Annotated in this window: 15 protein-coding genes; 5 read left to right on the forward strand and 10 right to left on the reverse strand. The window is 65.3% G+C overall.

Translation table 11 applies throughout. From position 1 onward, the window contains the following. Positions 1 to 33 precede the first annotated feature (33 nt). The 7 genes from gltA to AC1RLW_RS13265 all read right to left on the reverse strand — a co-directional run bounded on the left by gltA (position 34) and on the right by AC1RLW_RS13265 (position 6,071). Positions 34 to 1,344 carry a citrate synthase gene (gene gltA, locus AC1RLW_RS13235; protein ID WP_062479703.1) on the reverse strand — a complete coding sequence of 437 codons (1,311 nt, stop codon included), beginning with the start codon at positions 1,342 to 1,344 and terminating at the stop codon, positions 34 to 36. A 24-nt stretch (positions 1,345 to 1,368) separates the two neighbouring features. Next, positions 1,369 to 1,689, reverse strand: coding sequence for an FAD assembly factor SdhE (locus tag AC1RLW_RS13240; RefSeq protein WP_062479704.1), 321 nt, complete (start codon positions 1,687 to 1,689; stop codon positions 1,369 to 1,371). A gap of 24 nt (positions 1,690 to 1,713) precedes the next feature. Then, positions 1,714 to 2,415 (reverse strand): succinate dehydrogenase iron-sulfur subunit, encoded by a 702-nt coding sequence (locus AC1RLW_RS13245; protein WP_062479706.1) that lies wholly within the window; start codon positions 2,413 to 2,415, stop codon positions 1,714 to 1,716. Positions 2,416 to 2,437: 22 nt separating this feature from the next. After that, positions 2,438 to 4,246 carry a succinate dehydrogenase flavoprotein subunit gene (gene sdhA, locus AC1RLW_RS13250; RefSeq protein ID WP_493193386.1) on the reverse strand — a complete coding sequence of 603 codons (1,809 nt, stop codon included), beginning with the start codon at positions 4,244 to 4,246 and terminating at the stop codon, positions 2,438 to 2,440. A gap of 6 nt (positions 4,247 to 4,252) precedes the next feature. Then, positions 4,253 to 4,618 (reverse strand): succinate dehydrogenase, hydrophobic membrane anchor protein, encoded by a 366-nt coding sequence (gene sdhD, locus AC1RLW_RS13255; RefSeq protein ID WP_056572026.1) that lies wholly within the window; start codon positions 4,616 to 4,618, stop codon positions 4,253 to 4,255. Positions 4,619 to 4,631: 13 nt separating this feature from the next. After that, on the reverse strand, positions 4,632 to 5,078 hold the full coding sequence (sdhC, locus tag AC1RLW_RS13260; protein ID WP_492732057.1) for a succinate dehydrogenase, cytochrome b556 subunit: 447 nt from the start codon (positions 5,076 to 5,078) through the stop codon (positions 4,632 to 4,634). 234 nt (positions 5,079 to 5,312) lie between these two features. Further along, positions 5,313 to 6,071, reverse strand: a complete 759-nt coding sequence (locus AC1RLW_RS13265; RefSeq protein ID WP_070062271.1) for a GntR family transcriptional regulator — start codon at positions 6,069 to 6,071, stop codon at positions 5,313 to 5,315. 181 nt (positions 6,072 to 6,252) lie between these two features. Between AC1RLW_RS13265 and AC1RLW_RS13270 the strand changes: the two genes are divergently transcribed. The 5 genes from AC1RLW_RS13270 (at position 6,253) to AC1RLW_RS13290 (ending at position 12,316) form a co-directional block, all read left to right on the forward strand. Beyond that, positions 6,253 to 7,239, forward strand: coding sequence for a malate dehydrogenase (locus tag AC1RLW_RS13270; protein WP_042578072.1), 987 nt, complete (start codon positions 6,253 to 6,255; stop codon positions 7,237 to 7,239). Positions 7,240 to 7,254: 15 nt separating this feature from the next. After that, on the forward strand, positions 7,255 to 8,043 hold the full coding sequence (gene tam / locus AC1RLW_RS13275) for a trans-aconitate 2-methyltransferase (RefSeq protein ID WP_493193387.1): 789 nt from the start codon (positions 7,255 to 7,257) through the stop codon (positions 8,041 to 8,043). Further along, positions 8,040 to 9,056 (forward strand): HpcH/HpaI aldolase/citrate lyase family protein, encoded by a 1,017-nt coding sequence (locus AC1RLW_RS13280; RefSeq protein WP_493193388.1) that lies wholly within the window; start codon positions 8,040 to 8,042, stop codon positions 9,054 to 9,056. The genes tam and AC1RLW_RS13280 overlap by 4 nt, the downstream gene beginning before the upstream one ends. 23 nt (positions 9,057 to 9,079) lie before the next feature. Next, positions 9,080 to 9,637, forward strand: a complete 558-nt coding sequence (locus tag AC1RLW_RS13285; RefSeq protein WP_062479718.1) for a hypothetical protein — start codon at positions 9,080 to 9,082, stop codon at positions 9,635 to 9,637. A 93-nt stretch (positions 9,638 to 9,730) separates the two neighbouring features. Further along, the gene (locus tag AC1RLW_RS13290; RefSeq protein ID WP_139702450.1) at positions 9,731 to 12,316 is read left to right on the forward strand and encodes a bifunctional aconitate hydratase 2/2-methylisocitrate dehydratase; all 2,586 of its coding nucleotides are present in this window, start codon (positions 9,731 to 9,733) and stop codon (positions 12,314 to 12,316) included. Positions 12,317 to 12,403: 87 nt separating this feature from the next. Here AC1RLW_RS13290 and AC1RLW_RS13295 read toward each other — a convergent pair whose 3' ends face one another. Genes AC1RLW_RS13295 through AC1RLW_RS13305 form a run of 3 tightly spaced genes read right to left on the reverse strand, consistent with a single transcriptional unit; the run spans position 12,404 to position 14,876 of the window. Continuing rightward, the gene (locus AC1RLW_RS13295) at positions 12,404 to 13,264 is read right to left on the reverse strand and encodes a hypothetical protein (RefSeq protein ID WP_493193390.1); all 861 of its coding nucleotides are present in this window, start codon (positions 13,262 to 13,264) and stop codon (positions 12,404 to 12,406) included. A gap of 29 nt (positions 13,265 to 13,293) precedes the next feature. Further along, positions 13,294 to 14,436, reverse strand: a complete 1,143-nt coding sequence (locus AC1RLW_RS13300; RefSeq protein WP_493193391.1) for a DUF2827 domain-containing protein — start codon at positions 14,434 to 14,436, stop codon at positions 13,294 to 13,296. Continuing rightward, a complete protein-coding gene (locus tag AC1RLW_RS13305; RefSeq protein WP_493193393.1) occupies positions 14,433 to 14,876 on the reverse strand; it encodes a DUF4019 domain-containing protein in 444 nt (147 codons plus the stop codon). Before AC1RLW_RS13305 ends, AC1RLW_RS13300 begins: the two co-directional genes overlap by 4 nt. Positions 14,877 to 15,053: the final 177 nt, after the last annotated feature.

Genomic DNA, 15,053 nt, shown 5'->3' on the forward strand with positions numbered 1-15,053 from the left:
TTTTCAGGGAGCGGAGGTTCCGCAGCCGGTCGATCAGCGGGCCGAGATCGGCTTCACGTCACGCTTGGGCGAGCCTTCGAACAGCTGGCGCGGGCGGCCGATCTTGTACTCGGGGTCGCCGATCATTTCGTTCAGCTGGGCGATCCAGCCGACCGTGCGGGCCAGCGCGAAGATCGCGGTGAACAGCGGCACGGGGATGCCGATGGCGCGTTGCACGATGCCCGAGTAGAAGTCGACGTTCGGGTAGAGCTTGCGCGACACGAAGTACTCGTCTTCCAGGGCGATCTTCTCGAGTTCCTTGGCCAGCTTGAACAGCGGGTCGTTTTCCAGGCCCAGCTCGGTCAGCACTTCGTTGCAGGTTTCCTGCATCAGCTTGGCGCGCGGGTCGTAGTTCTTGTACACGCGATGGCCGAAGCCCATCAGCTTGACGTTCGAGTTCTTGTCCTTGACCTTCTTGATGAACTCGCCGATCTTTTCCACGCCGCCTTCGCGCTGGATGTCGTACAGCATGTTCAGCGCCGCTTCGTTGGCACCGCCGTGGGCCGGGCCCCACAGGCAGGCCACGCCGGCTGCAATGGCCGCGAAGGGGTTCGTGCCCGACGAGCCGCACAGGCGCACGGTCGAGGTCGAGGCGTTCTGCTCGTGGTCTGCGTGCAGGATGAAGATGCGGTCGAGCGCGCGCTCGAGCACCGGGTTCACCTTGTACTCTTCGCACGGCGTGGCGAACATCATGTGCAGGAAGTTGCCTGCATAGCTGAGTTCGTTCTTCGGGTACATGTACGGCTGGCCGACGGTGTACTTGTAGGCCATGGCCACGAGCGTGGGCATCTTCGCGATCAGGCGGATCGCGGCGATCTCGCGGTGCTCGGGATTGTTGATGTCCGTGCTGTCGTGATAGAAGGCCGACAGGGCGCCCACGAGGCCGGTCATGATGGCCATCGGGTGGGCATCGCGACGGAAGCCGCGCAGGAAGAACTGCATTTGCTCGTTGACCATCGTGTGGTTCGTCACGAGCTTGGTGAAGCTGGCCTTCTTGCCTGCGTCCGGCAGCTCGCCGTACAGCAGCAGGTGGCAGGTTTCCATGAAGTCGCAGTTGGTCGCGAGCTGCTCGATGGGGTAGCCGCGGTACAGCAGCTCGCCCTTGTCACCGTCGATGTAGGTGATGGCCGACTGGCAGGCGGCGGTCGACATGAAGCCCGGGTCGTACGTGAACATGCCGGTCTGTGCATACAGCTTGCGGATGTCGATCACGTCGGGCCCGATGGTGCCCTTGTAGATCGGCAGTTCGACGTTGTCGCCGCCATTGCTGAACGACAGCGTGGCCTTGGTATCGGATGCTTTCATTTCGGTTTACTTTCAGAGGTGGATTCAGGACGAAGGAGAAAAAATGGCAGGACGCTGAGCGCCGTCGGTACGCATCAGCTGCAGCAATGCGACCACCTCGGCCCCGGCCCATGCGGGCTCGGGCTCCTTTCTGCACAGCAGCAGGTCGAGGAGGTCGTTGTCCGACAGGTCCATCAATGTCTCCATCGCTCCCGCTTGACCGACGGTCATGTGGGATTCGTGCCGCTCGAAGAAGCGGGCGATGAACAGGTCGTTCTCCAGCAGGCCGCGCCGGCAACGCCACTTGAGCTTGCTCAGCGCGCGTTCGCCGAGCAGCGTATCGGGGGCGTTGGCGGGGGTCGACATAAGTAAGGCTTCTCGGGAAAACCGTCAGATGGCGCGACGCACCATCAGTTCCTTGATCTTGCCGATGGCCTTGGTCGGGTTCAGGCTCTTCGGGCACACGTCGACGCAGTTCATGATCGTGTGGCAGCGGAACAGGCGGTACGGGTCTTCCAGGTTGTCCAGGCGCTCGGCGGTGGCTTCGTCGCGGCTGTCGGCGATGAAGCGGTAGGCCTGCAGCAGGCCGGCCGGGCCGACGAACTTGTCGGGGTTCCACCAGAAGCTCGGGCAGCTCGTGGAGCAGCTCGCGCACAGGATGCACTCGTACAGGCCGTCGAGCTCTTCACGCTCTTCGGGCGACTGCAGGCGCTCCTTCTCGGGCGGCACGGTGTCGTTCTGCAGGTACGGCTTGATCGAGTTGTACTGCTTGAAGAACTGGGTCATGTCGACGATCAGGTCGCGGATGACGGGCAGGCCCGGCAGCGGCTTGAGCACGACGGTGCCCTTGAGCGTGTTCATGTTGGTCAGGCAGGCCAGACCGTTCTTGCCGTTGATGTTCATCGCGTCGGAGCCGCAGACGCCTTCGCGGCACGAGCGGCGGAACGACAGCGTGGGATCCTGTGCCTTGAGCTTCATCAGGGCGTCCAGCAGCATGCGTTCGTGGCCGTCGAGTTCGACCTCGACCGTCTGCATGTAGGGCTTGGCGTCCTTGTCCGGGTCGTAGCGGTAGATCTGGAATGTGCGCTTCATCGTATGGACCTTGTAAATATTCTTAGAACGTGCGGACCTTGGGCGGCACGGATGCCACCGTCAGCGGCTGCAGCTTGACGGGCTTGTACGAGAGGCGGTTGTCCGCGCTGTACCAGAGCGTGTGCTTCATCCAGTTGGCGTCGTCGCGGCCCAGCGGTGCGACCGGGTCATCCGCAGGACGCTCGTAGTCTTCCACCGTGTGGGCGCCGCGGCATTCCTTGCGGGCGGCGGCCGAGACCATGGTGGCCTGCGCCACTTCGATCAGGTTGTCGACTTCCAGCGCTTCGATGCGGGCGGTGTTGAACACCTTGGACTTGTCCTTCAGGCCGATCGACTTGACGCGCTCGCGCACGGCGGCGATCTTGACCACGCCTTCGTCCATCGAGGCCTGCTTGCGGAACACGGCGGCATGCTGCTGCATGACGGCGCGGATCTCGCCGGCCACGTCCTGGGCGTACTCGCCGCCGGTGGAGGCTTCGAGCTCGTTCAGGCGCTGCAGGGTGCGGTCGGCCGCATCCTTGGGCAGTTCCTTGTGTTCCTTGTGCTTGTCGTTGAACTCGACGATGTGGTTGCCGGCCGCGCGGCCGAACACCAGGAGGTCGAGCAGCGAGTTGGTGCCCAGGCGGTTGGCGCCGTGCACGCTCACGCAGGAGCATTCGCCCACCGCGTACAGGCCGTTGACCACGGCGCTGTTGTCTTCACCCTTCTGGATGACGACCTGGCCGTTGATGTTCGTCGGGATGCCGCCCATCTGGTAGTGGATGGTGGGCACCACGGGAATCGGTTCCTTGGTGACGTCGACGTTGGCGAAGTTGATGCCGATCTCGTAGACCGACGGCAGCCGCTTGTGGATGGTGTCGGCACCCAGGTGGTCCAGCTTCATGTGGATGTAGTCCTTGTTGGGACCACAGCCACGGCCTTCCTTGATTTCCTGGTCCATCGAGCGCGAGACGAAGTCGCGCGGGGCCAGGTCCTTCAGGGTGGGCGCATAGCGCTCCATGAAGCGTTCGCCGTTGCTGTTGAGCAGGATGGCGCCTTCGCCGCGGCAGCCTTCGGTCAGCAGCACGCCCGCGCCGGCCACGCCGGTGGGGTGGAACTGCCAGAACTCCATGTCCTGCAGCGGGATGCCCGAACGTGCGGCCATGCCCAGGCCGTCGCCGGTGTTGATGAACGCGTTGGTGGACGCACCGAAGATGCGGCCTGCGCCGCCGGTGGCCAGCAGCACGGTCTTGGCCTGCAGGATGTGCAGGTCGCCGGTTTCCATTTCGAGGGCCGTGACGCCGACCACGTCGCCTTCATCGTCGCGGATGAGGTCGAGCGCCATCCATTCGACGAAGAACTGGGTGCGGGCTTCCACGTTCTTCTGGTAGAGCGTGTGCAGCATCGCGTGGCCGGTGCGGTCGGCCGCGGCGCAGGCGCGCTGCACGGCCTTCTCGCCGTAGTTGGCGGTGTGGCCGCCGAACGGACGCTGGTAGATCGTGCCGTCGGGGTTGCGGTCGAAGGGCATGCCGAAGTGTTCGAGCTCGTACACGACCTTCGGGGCTTCACGGCACATGAACTCGATCGCGTCCTGGTCGCCGAGCCAGTCGGAGCCCTTGATCGTGTCGTAGAAGTGGTAGTGCCAGTTGTCTTCGCTCATGTTGCCGAGCGAGGCGCCCACGCCGCCCTGGGCAGCGACGGTGTGCGAACGGGTCGGGAACACCTTGGAGAGCACGGCCACGTTGAGGCCGGCACGGGCGAGTTGCAGCGAGGCGCGCATGCCGGAGCCGCCGGCACCGACGATGACGACGTCGAACTTGCGCTTGGTGATGTTTTCTTTTGTGTAGGTCATGGTGGGTCAGATCTTCCAAAGCACTTGAATGGCCCAACCCGCACAACCGACAAGCCAGACGATGGTGAAAACTTGCAGCACGAGACGGATGGCGACAGGCTGGACGTAGTCCATCCACACGTCGCGCATGCCGACCCACACGTGATAGAGCAGGGCAACGATCACGGAGAAGGTCAGGACCTTCATCCACTGTGCGGCGAAGATGCCGGCCCACAGGTCGTAACCGATGGGACCGCGCGAGAAGATCACCTGTGCGAGCAGGATGATCGTGAACAGCGCCATCAGGGCGCCGGTGATGCGTTGGCTGAGCCAGTCGCGCAGACCGTAGTGCGCGCCGACGACGATGCGCTTGGAGCCGTAATTCACAGACATGGTTGGCTCCTTCTCAGTACAGGCCGAACAGCTTGGCGCCAAGCACCAGCGTGAGGATGATGCTCGCGAGCAGCGTGAAGATGGCCGAGCTGTGGCCGAACTCCTTGGTCACGGCGGAGTGGCTCACGTCCATCCAGAGGTGACGCAGGCCGGCGATGAAGTGGTGCAGGTAGGCCCAGATGAGGGCCAGTGCGACGAGCTTGAAGAACCATCCCGGAGCGAAGCCGACGCCGATGTTGAAAGCAGACTTGAATTTCGCGAACGAATAGTCAGATGACAGCGAGGTGTCGAACATCCAGATGATGAAGGGCATCAGCAGAAACATCAGCACACCGCTCACGCGGTGCAGGATCGACACGATGCCAGCCGGCGGCAGCCGGTAGGTCGTGAGATCGGTGAAGGCGTTGATGTTCCGGAATTCGCGACGCGGCGGCCGGGGGGGAGTTGCAAGCTCTGTCATAGGGAGATGGCTTTCGTGGCTTTGTGACTTGTTGGCTTGTTCTGAGAGCGAACGCTTTTGTTTCTTCTGCGGAATGCAAACAACGCAAAATTCTATTGCAATGCACCATCGCGCACCGGACGCGCAGGAGTCAACGCACTGCGGCAGTCGGATGCTCGGGGATTGAGGTTGCGTTGCGCGGGCTGAGTGTGCGCGTTTGTGCCCGCGCGGGCGAGGTTCTTCGGCGCCATCGGATCAGCCCAGCTGGTTGCGGTAGTGGTGGGTGTCGGTGCGGTACAGGCCGCGGCGCAGTTCCATCGGCATGTCGTGGTACGTGTGCGCCACGCGCTCCACGCTCAAGAGCGGCATCTGCAGCGGCACGTCGAGCAGCTGCGCCTGTTCGGCATCAGGCAGCACGGCGCGGATCTTTTCTTCGGCACGCACCATGCGCACGCCGAACTCGGTTTCGAACATTGCGTACATCGGGCCGGGCCAGGCACGCAAGCGGTCGGCCGTGAGGCCCTTGAAGGGCGCGCCGGGCAGCCAGAGGTCTTCGAGGATGGTCGGCACGCCGCCATAGGCGAGCACGCGGCGCACCTGCAGCACGGCGTCGCCGGTGCGCAGGCTCAGCGCACGCGCCACGTCGGCCGAGGCGCGCAGGCGCTTGCAGTCGACGATGGTGCGCTCGGCCGGGCCTTCGGCGCTCGGGCTGCCGGCGTCGGGCACGAGCTTGAGAAAGCGGTACTGCACATGCTGCTCGGCATGCGTGGCCACGAAGGTGCCCTTGCCCTGGCGGCGCACCACCAGGTTTTCGGCCGCCAGCTCGTCGATCGCCTTGCGCACCGTGCCCTGGCTCACGCGGTACCGCACGGCCAAGTCCATCTCGCTGGGGATAGGCTCGCCCGGCTTCCACTCGCCGGCCTGCAGGCTCTGCAGGATCAGGGTCTTGATCTGCTGGTAGAGCGGACTGAAGGACGGCGTCGTGGGCTCGTCGAGGGTGGAGGGCGTGTTCATGGCAGCGGTGGGGTGCGCCGTGGCGGACCCCCAGAGGATATCTTATATAAGACATAAGACGGCCTTTGTCGAATCGGCTTAAAATGCGGGCCGGTCCCGCGCCGCGGGAAAGCTTCCCCCCGCTGGACCGCGGCGCCCCACGAGAGCGCTAACCCGTTTCACCACCTTCTGGAGTCTTCCCATGAGCAAAAAGCCTGTCCGCGTTGCCGTTACCGGTGCCGCCGGTCAAATCGGTTACGCCCTGTTGTTCCGTATCGCTTCCGGCGAAATGCTCGGCAAAGACCAGCCGGTCATCCTGCAACTGCTCGAAATCCCCGACGAGAAGGCCCAGAAGGCGCTCAAGGGCGTGATGATGGAGCTCGACGACTGCGCCTTCCCGCTGCTGGCCGGCATGGAAGCCCACGGCGACCCGATGACCGCCTTCAAGGACGCCGACTACGCCCTGCTGGTCGGTTCGCGCCCCCGCGGCCCCGGCATGGAACGCGCCGAACTGCTGGCCGTCAACGGCGCCATCTTCACGGCACAGGGCAAGGCGCTGAACGCCGTCGCCTCGCGCAACGTGAAGGTGCTGGTCGTCGGCAACCCTGCCAACACCAACGCCTACATCGCCATGAAGTCGGCACCGGACCTGCCGCGCAAGAACTTCACCGCCATGCTGCGCCTGGACCACAACCGCGCTGCCAGCCAGATCGCCGCCAAGACCGGCAAGGCCGTGGCCGACATCGAGAAGCTCACCGTCTGGGGCAACCACTCGCCCACGATGTACGCCGACTACCGCTTTGCGACCATCAACGGCGAAAGCGTCGCCAAGATGATCAACGACCAGGAATGGAACGCCAACACCTTCCTGCCGACCGTCGGCAAGCGCGGCGCGGCCATCATCGAAGCGCGCGGCCTGTCGTCGGCTGCCTCGGCCGCCAACGCCGCCATCGACCACATGCGCGACTGGGCCCTGGGCACCAACGGCAAGTGGGTCACGATGGGCATTCCGTCGGACGGCCAGTACGGCATTCCGAAGGACGTGATGTTCGGCTTCCCGGTCACCTGCGAAAACGGTGAGTACAAGCTGGTCGAGGGCCTCGAGATCGACGCCTTCAGCCAGGAACGCATCAACAAGACGCTCGAAGAGCTCGAAGGCGAACGCGCCGGCGTCGCTCACCTGCTGTAAAGCAAGCCCGCCCGCATGCTCGACTGGAACCCCGCGCTCTACCGTCGCTACGAGGACGAGCGCACCCGGCCCGCACAGGAACTCCTGGCGCGGGTCCCGCTTGCCGAGGCCGCCCGCGTGGTCGACCTCGGATGCGGACCGGGCAATTCCACCGAGCTGCTGGCACATCGGTTCCCGACGGCGCAGGTCACGGGCACCGACAACTCCGAAGCCATGCTGGTCAGCGCGCGCGAGCGCCTGCCGGCGGCACGCTTCGAGCTGAGCGACATCGCGACCTGGGCGCCGCGTGAAACAGAAGCGCCCGATCTCATCTACGCCAATGCATCCCTGCAATGGGTGCCGGATCACGAGACGCTGATCCCCCGCCTGTTCGACGCGCTGGCCCCGGGCGGCGTGCTCGCCGTCCAGATGCCCGACAACCGCCAGGAGCCCACGCACCGCCTGATGCGCGCGGTGGCGGCCGAAGCGCCCTGGGCCGAGCCCATCGGCGACGCCGACAAGCTGCGCACCTTGCTGCTGCCGCTCGGCGGCTACTACGACCTCTTGGCCGCGCGTGCGGCCCATGTCGATGTCTGGCACACCATCTACCAGCACCCGATGGCCAACGCCGCGGCCATCGTCGAATGGGTGCGTAGCACTGGGCTGAAGCCTTTCGTCGACCGCCTGCCGCCCGACCTGCAGGCGAGCTACCTCGCCGAATACGAACGTCGGGTGGACGAGGCCTATCCGGTGCGCACCGACGGCAAGCGCCTGCTTGCCTTCCCGCGCATGTTCATCGTGGCGCACAAGAAAAAAGACGCATGACGACGAAGACCGCCGCTGCCCATCCCGCGGACGTGCTGCTCGGCGCACAGGCCGGCGCCGTGACCCTGCCGGTGTGCGACCACTACAGCGGCGTCGAAGCCCGCATGAAGAAGAGCCTCGCGCTGCAGGGCGAGATGGCGCAGGAGTTCGGCGCCTGCGTGTTCGACGTCACCCTCGACTGCGAAGACGGCGCCCCGGTCGGCGGCGAAGCGGAGCATGCCGCGCTCGTCACCGAACTCGCGCTGGCCGCCCAGCCCGGCATGCGCGTCGGCGTGCGCGTGCACCCGGTCGACCACCCGGCCTTCGCCGGCGACGTGGTCACTATCGCCGGACGTGCCGGCCATCGGCTGAGCCACCTCATGGTGCCCAAGGTCGAATCCGTGGCCGATGTGTGTCAGGCTGTTGCCGCGCTCGACGCCGCCGATGCTGGCGCGCTGCCGCTGCATGTGCTCATCGAATCGCCCCTGGCGGTGCACAACGCCTTCGAGATCGCCGCGCATCCACGCGTGCAGTCGCTGAGCTTCGGCCTCATGGATTTCGTGTCGGCGCATGCCGGCGCCATTCCCGCCGACGGCATGGGCGCGGCGGGGCAGTTCAGCCACCCGCTGGTCGTGCGTGCCAAGCTGGCACTGGCCTCGGCGGCGCATGCCTACGGCAAGGTGCCTTCGCATTGCGTGGTCACCGAGTTCAACGACACCGATGCGATGCGCCTGGCGGCCCGCAAGGCGGCCACCGAATTCGGCTACACGCGCATGTGGAGCATCCACCCGAACCAGATCCGGCCGATCCTCGAGGCCTTCGCGCCCGACGAGGCGCAGATTCAAATTGCCACAAAAATCATTACAAAAGCCGCAGACGCGGATTGGGCACCGACACAAATTGATGGCACATTGCACGACCGCGCGAGCTACCGCCACTTCTGGCAGGTCCTGACGCGCGCCCACGCAACAGGGCGCGCGTTGCCCTCCGAGGCGAAAGCCTGGTTTGCATCGCGGTCTCCTGAAACCCACTGAATCAGCCTGAAGGAACCCCGCACATGAAGAAAATTGCACTGATCGCCGCCGTTGCACTGGCCCTGCCTTTCGCCGCCGTGGCGCAGAACGCCACCGCCACCAAGCCGGCCGCGGCCAAGGCCGAAGCCAAGAAGACCCCGCCGAAGCGCCAGGTCACCCGCAAGGCGGCCAAGGCTGTCGAAGAGGTCACGCCGATCGCCGACGACACCAACATCGTACTGTCCGAGTCCGACCTGGCCGTGGCACAGCGCGTGTCCATCGGCAAGGCCCAGTGCGAACTCGGCGCCGACGTGACCGTCACGCCCGACGAGAAGAAGCCCGGCTTCTTCACCGTGACCACCAAGGGCCTGAAGTACCGCATGCACCCGGTCGAAAGCCGCACCGGCGCCATCCGCCTCGAAGACCCGCGTGCCGGCGCCATGTGGCTCCAGCTGGGCAACAAGTCGATGCTGATGAACCAGAAGGCCGGCCTGCGTATTGCCGACGAATGCCAGACCGCCGCTCAGGTCGCCTTTGCCGACGAGATGAAGAAGAACCCGCCGAAGGCCCTTTTCGAAGGTGCCGACGCAGCCAAGAAGTAAGAAGAGCACCGAACCCGGGGTGCGGCGCGGCTCTTGCTTGGCCGCTAGAGACCGCTGCGCACGCCCGATAGCCTAGTTTCCGGAGAAAAGAAGATGTTGCAAGCCTACGTTGATCATGTTGCCGAACGCGCCGCGCTCGGTATCCCGCCGCTGCCCCTGAGCGCGAAGCAGACCGCCGAAGCGATCGAGCTCCTGAAGAGCGCGAATGCCAAGGACGGCGCCTTCCTGCTGGACCTGCTCACCTACCGTGTGCCCGCCGGCGTCGACGACGCCGCCAAGGTCAAGGCGAGCTACCTCGCGGCCGTGGCCCACGGCACCGAGAAGAACGCGTTCATCTCGCGCGCCCGCGCCACTGAACTGCTCGGCACCATGCTCGGCGGCTACAACATCAGCCCCATGATCGACCTGCTGGACGACGCCGAAGTCGGCGCCGTCGCAGCCGAAGGCCTGAAGAAGACCCTGCTGATGTTCGACCAGTTCCACGACGTCAAGGAAAAGGCCGACAAGGGCAACGCCCACGCCAAGGGCGTGCTGCAAAGCTGGGCCGACGCCGAGTGGTTCACAAGCCGCCCCGAAGTGCCGCAAAGCATCACCGTCAGCATCTTCAAGGTGGCCGGCGAAATCAACACCGACGACCTGTCGCCCGCACCCGACGCCACCACGCGTCCCGACATTCCGATGCACGCCCTGGCGATGCACAAGAACGCCCGCCCCGGCATCGTTCCTGAAGAAGACGGCAAGCGCGGCCCGGTGAAGTTCATCGAAGACCTGCGCGCGCGCGGCCACCTCGTGGCCTACGCCGGCGACGTGGTCGGCACGGGTTCGTCGCGCAAGAGCGCCACCAACTCGGTGCTGTGGTTCACCGGCGAAGACATTCCCTTCGTGCCGAACAAGCGTTTCGGCGGCGTCTGCCTCGGCGGCAAGATCGCTCCCATCTTCTACAACACGATGGAAGACTCGGGCGCACTGCCCATCGAGCTCGACGTGACCCAGATGAACATGGGCGACGTGGTCGAGCTGCGTCCCTACGAAGGCAAGGCCCTGAAGGACGGCCAGGTCATTGCCGAATTCCAGGTCAAGAGCGACGTGCTGTTCGACGAAGTGCGCGCCGGCGGCCGCATTCCGCTGATCATCGGCCGCGGCCTGACGGCCAAGGCGCGCGAGGCCCTGGGCCTGCCCGTCTCGACGCTGTTCCGCCTGCCGCAAAGCCCGGTCGACACCAAGAAGGGCTTCTCGCTCGCACAGAAGATGGTCGGCCGCGCCTGCGGCCTGCCCGAAGGCCAGGGCGTGCGCCCGGGCACGTACTGCGAACCCAAGATGACCTCGGTCGGCTCGCAGGACACCACCGGCCCGATGACCCGCGACGAGCTGAAGGACCTGGCTTGCCTGGGCTTCTCGGCCGATCTGGTCATGCAGTCGTTCTGCCACACGGCTGCGTACCCGAAGAAGGTCGACGTCAAGATGCACCACGAACTGCCCGAGTTCATGGCCAATCGCGGCGGCGTCTCGCTGCGTCCGGGCGACGGCGTGATCCACAGCTGGCTCAATCGCCTGCTGACGCCCGACACCGTGGGCACGGGCGGCGACAGCCACACCCGCTTCCCCATCGGCATCAGCTTCCCCGCGGGCTCCGGCCTCGTGGCTTTCGCGGCCGCCACCGGCGTGATGCCGCTGGACATGCCCGAATCGGTGCTCGTGCGCTTCAAGGGCAAGATGCAGCCCGGCGTCACGCTGCGTGACCTGGTCAACGCGATTCCGCTGTACGCCATCAAGTCGGGCCTGCTGACCGTGGCCAAGCAAGGCAAGAAGAACATCTTCTCGGGTCGCATCCTCGAGATCGAAGGCCTGCCCGACCTGAAGGTCGAACAAGCGTTCGAACTGAGCGATGCCTCGGCCGAACGCTCGGCCGCTGGCTGCACGGTGCACCTGAACAAGGAACCGATCCAGGAGTACATCAACAGCAACATCACGCTGATGAAGTGGATGATTGCCGAAGGCTACGCCGACGCCCGCACGCTGGCACGCCGCATCGCCGCGCAGGAAGCCTGGCTCAAGGACCCGCAGCTGCTCAAGGGCGATGCCGACGCCGAGTACGCCGCCGTCATCGAGATCGACCTGGCCGAGATCCATGAGCCCATCGTGGCCTGCCCGAACGACCCGGACGACGTGAAGACGCTGAGCGACGTGGCCGGTGCCACCATCGACGAAGTGTTCATCGGCTCGTGCATGACCAACATCGGCCACTTCCGCGCCGCATCGAAGCTGCTCGAAGGCAAGCGCGACATCCCGGTCAAGCTGTGGATCGCACCGCCGACCAAGATGGACGCGCAGCAGCTCACCGAGGAAGGCCACTACGGCGTGTTCGGCAATGCCGGCGCGCGCACCGAAATGCCGGGCTGCTCGCTGTGCATGGGCAACCAGGCGCAGGTGCGCGAAGGCGCGACGGTGATGTCGACCAGCACCCGCAACTTCCCGAACCGCCTGGGCAAGAACACGAACGTGTACCTGGGCTCGGCCGAACTGGCCGCCATCTGCTCGCGCCTGGGTCGCATCCCGACCCGCGAGGAGTACATGGCCGCCACGGGCGTGATCGATGCGTCCAGCGCGCAGATCTACCAGTACCTGAACTTCGACAAGATCGAAGACTACAAGGGCGTGGCGGACACGGTCACGGCCTGACGGTCGTTGCAGCCGGCGAGCGATTCGCCGGCCGCATGAAAAAGCCCCGCTTCGGCGGGGCTTTTTCATGCGCGTTCGCTGCCGGTGTCAGCCCGGCGGCGGATTCGGCTTCAGGTGCTCCTGGCCTTTCAGCACCATCGCCATGCCGGCGGGGCCGCCCACGGCGTAGGGCAGCGAGGCCTGTAGCGAATGGGCGAAGTCGCCCCGGTACAGCTTGGCGCCTTGGTGGGTCAGGTTCGAATTGGCATCGATGTAGATCGACTCGCCCAGCCCCGACCACAGCCGGCAGAAGCCGTAGTCTTCCGACAGGTAGCGCCGCGTGACCGGGTCGACCATCACGTCGAAGAAGCGGTAGTGCAGCCCGCGGTCGGCTTCGCCGATGCTGTCGGGCACGTACTGCAGCTCGGGGTAGGCGGCCATGAGCCGCTCGAACACGCCGCGCCGGATCGCCATGAAGCCCGTGGGCGCCTCGGTCATCTTCATGAAGCCGTCGGGCTGCACCTCGAGCTCGATCTGCGATGCGCCTTCTTCGGCCTTGGCATTGACCGTGTAGCGCGTGAACGCGGCCTCGAACTGCTGCTGCGTGGTGCCGGCCGCCACGCCGCCGGCGGGCCAGTCTTCGCGCTTGAGCGGGTACACGCCGGCGGCGATGTCGTAGCCCGACAGCAGCAGGCGGAACGCCGCCTCGGCCGAGAAGCCGATGTCCGCGTCGATCCAGAACAGGTGCGTCCATTCCGTGTTGGCCAGGAACTGGGCCACGCAGTTGTTGCGCGCGCGCGTGACCAGGCTTTCGCCCTGGTGCATCAGCACCTGCACCTTCATGCCGGCACGCTCGGCGCTCACGGTGAAGTTCAGCAATGAGGCCACGTAGTTCTGGAAGAACTTGCCGTCGTGGCTCGGCGTCACGATCACGGGGTAGAAATTCCGGAGTTCGGACGGGTCGAGCATGCGAGGGGCTCCGTGGGGTGAGGGTCTGGCTAGCGGGCAGGGCGCTGCATCAGGCCCTGCAGCAGGGTGTCATAGGTTTGCGTGGCCACCGCGTCGCCGGGCAGGTAGCGCCCGATGAGTGCGCGTTGCCGGTCGCGGTAGGCCTGGGCCTGTGCGTCATGCCCGTCGATGGCCTCGAGCACGCGGGCGCTGCCCGCGGCCACGTCGTTTTCTGCGTAGTAGTAGCCCAGGTCCGCGCACAGGTGGGCGTTGTGCACCAGCGGATAGCCCTGCCAGCAGGTCTCGAGGTAGAAGTAGTTGAGCGGGTTCTCCCACTGGTGGGAGACGACGATGTCGGTGTTCTGCGCCAGGAACACCGGGGTTTCGTGCCGGCCCAGGAAGACCGCCTTGTGCTGGCGCACCAGGTCAAGCTGGTTCATCAGCGTGATGAACTCCATGCTGTCCTTGGCCATGCGCTCCACGTTCGTGACCTGCAGCAGCGCGATCGCGTCGGGCCGGGCGCGATACGCCAGCTCGGCGATCAGGATGGGGTAGACGCAGAACTTCACCACGTTGATGTTCGGCTCCATCACGCTGAGCCGCCGCGGCCCGCTGCGCGGCTGGTACGCGCCGCCCTCCGGCAGGGCGCGGGCGCGCTCTTGCAGGAACACAGGGCTCCAGACGAAGGGCACGGCGCGCGCCTCGGCGCGGCGCAGCACCTCGAAGTACGGCTGGCTGATGTGGGCCACCTGCGGAACCATCCAGATATCGTCGTAGCGCTGGTTGATGAACAGGTTGCGGCCCCACAGCGGCTTGCCGAACAACATCGACTCCATCGCGTGCACGTACTCGAAGCCGCAGCAGTACGACACCAGCCGCGCGCCGCGGCGCTTGAGGTGGTCGGTCTGGTCGGCGTCGATCTGGCCGCCCAGCTCGATCAGCACGTCCACGCTGTCCTTGGCCGCCTCGAAAGTCACGGTCGGCCAGCGGGCCTGGTCCCAGGGCAGGGCGGGAGTGATGGGCGTGGCGGTGGTGTTGACCAGCACCACCGAGGCGACGCTGGGGCAGTGCTTCAGCGCCTCTGCCAGGAACACGGCGTTCTGCTTGATGCCGTTGTTCCAGAGGGTTTCGGCCTCGTGGTGGAGGCCGATCGTGATGCCGATGCGCAGGCCGGCACCCGAGGCGGTGGTCATTGGTTTTCGCGGGGGACGTAGCCCGTCAGGCGCCAGCCCTGGGGTTCGAGGCGGAAGCTGACTTTTTCGAAGACGGTCTTGTTGTTCTCGAGGCGGGTGGAGAAGTCGACGTTGGCATACAGGCCGGCGGGAATGCCAGTGCTGTCGTCCGGATAGCGGATTCTCGTGATGCCAGCCCAGTCACGCCGGGCCACGACGCCGACGGTCTGACGTGCGCGTTGCGTATTGGCAACAAAGTCGGCCCGAGGGAATCGGGTCTTGATGAAGGCCGAGGCGCCATCCCAGATCTCTCCAGCGCGGCCTTCGTCGATCTGCTTGAGGCTGGCGAGGCCTGCCTGGACGAGTTCATCGGCGGAACTGCCGTCCTGCTGCGCCAGGGCGCAGGAACTGGCCACGGCCAGCGTGCATGCGGCCAGGAAATGGAGGGGAAACGGCTTCATTCGAAGAACCTTTGTGAAGAAAACCGCTGTGGCAAACAGCGGCCGCGATTCTAGGCGGGGCCTCTGAACCAACGTTTCACACCGCATCCGCCCCGAACCAAATTTGTCGCCAATCGTGAAAGTTTGTGAACTAAATCATCATTTCACGGTTTCCGGTAGACCGAAATGGCTGCAAAT

It is taken from the genome of Variovorax sp. GW822-FHT04A09 (assembly GCF_058801005.1).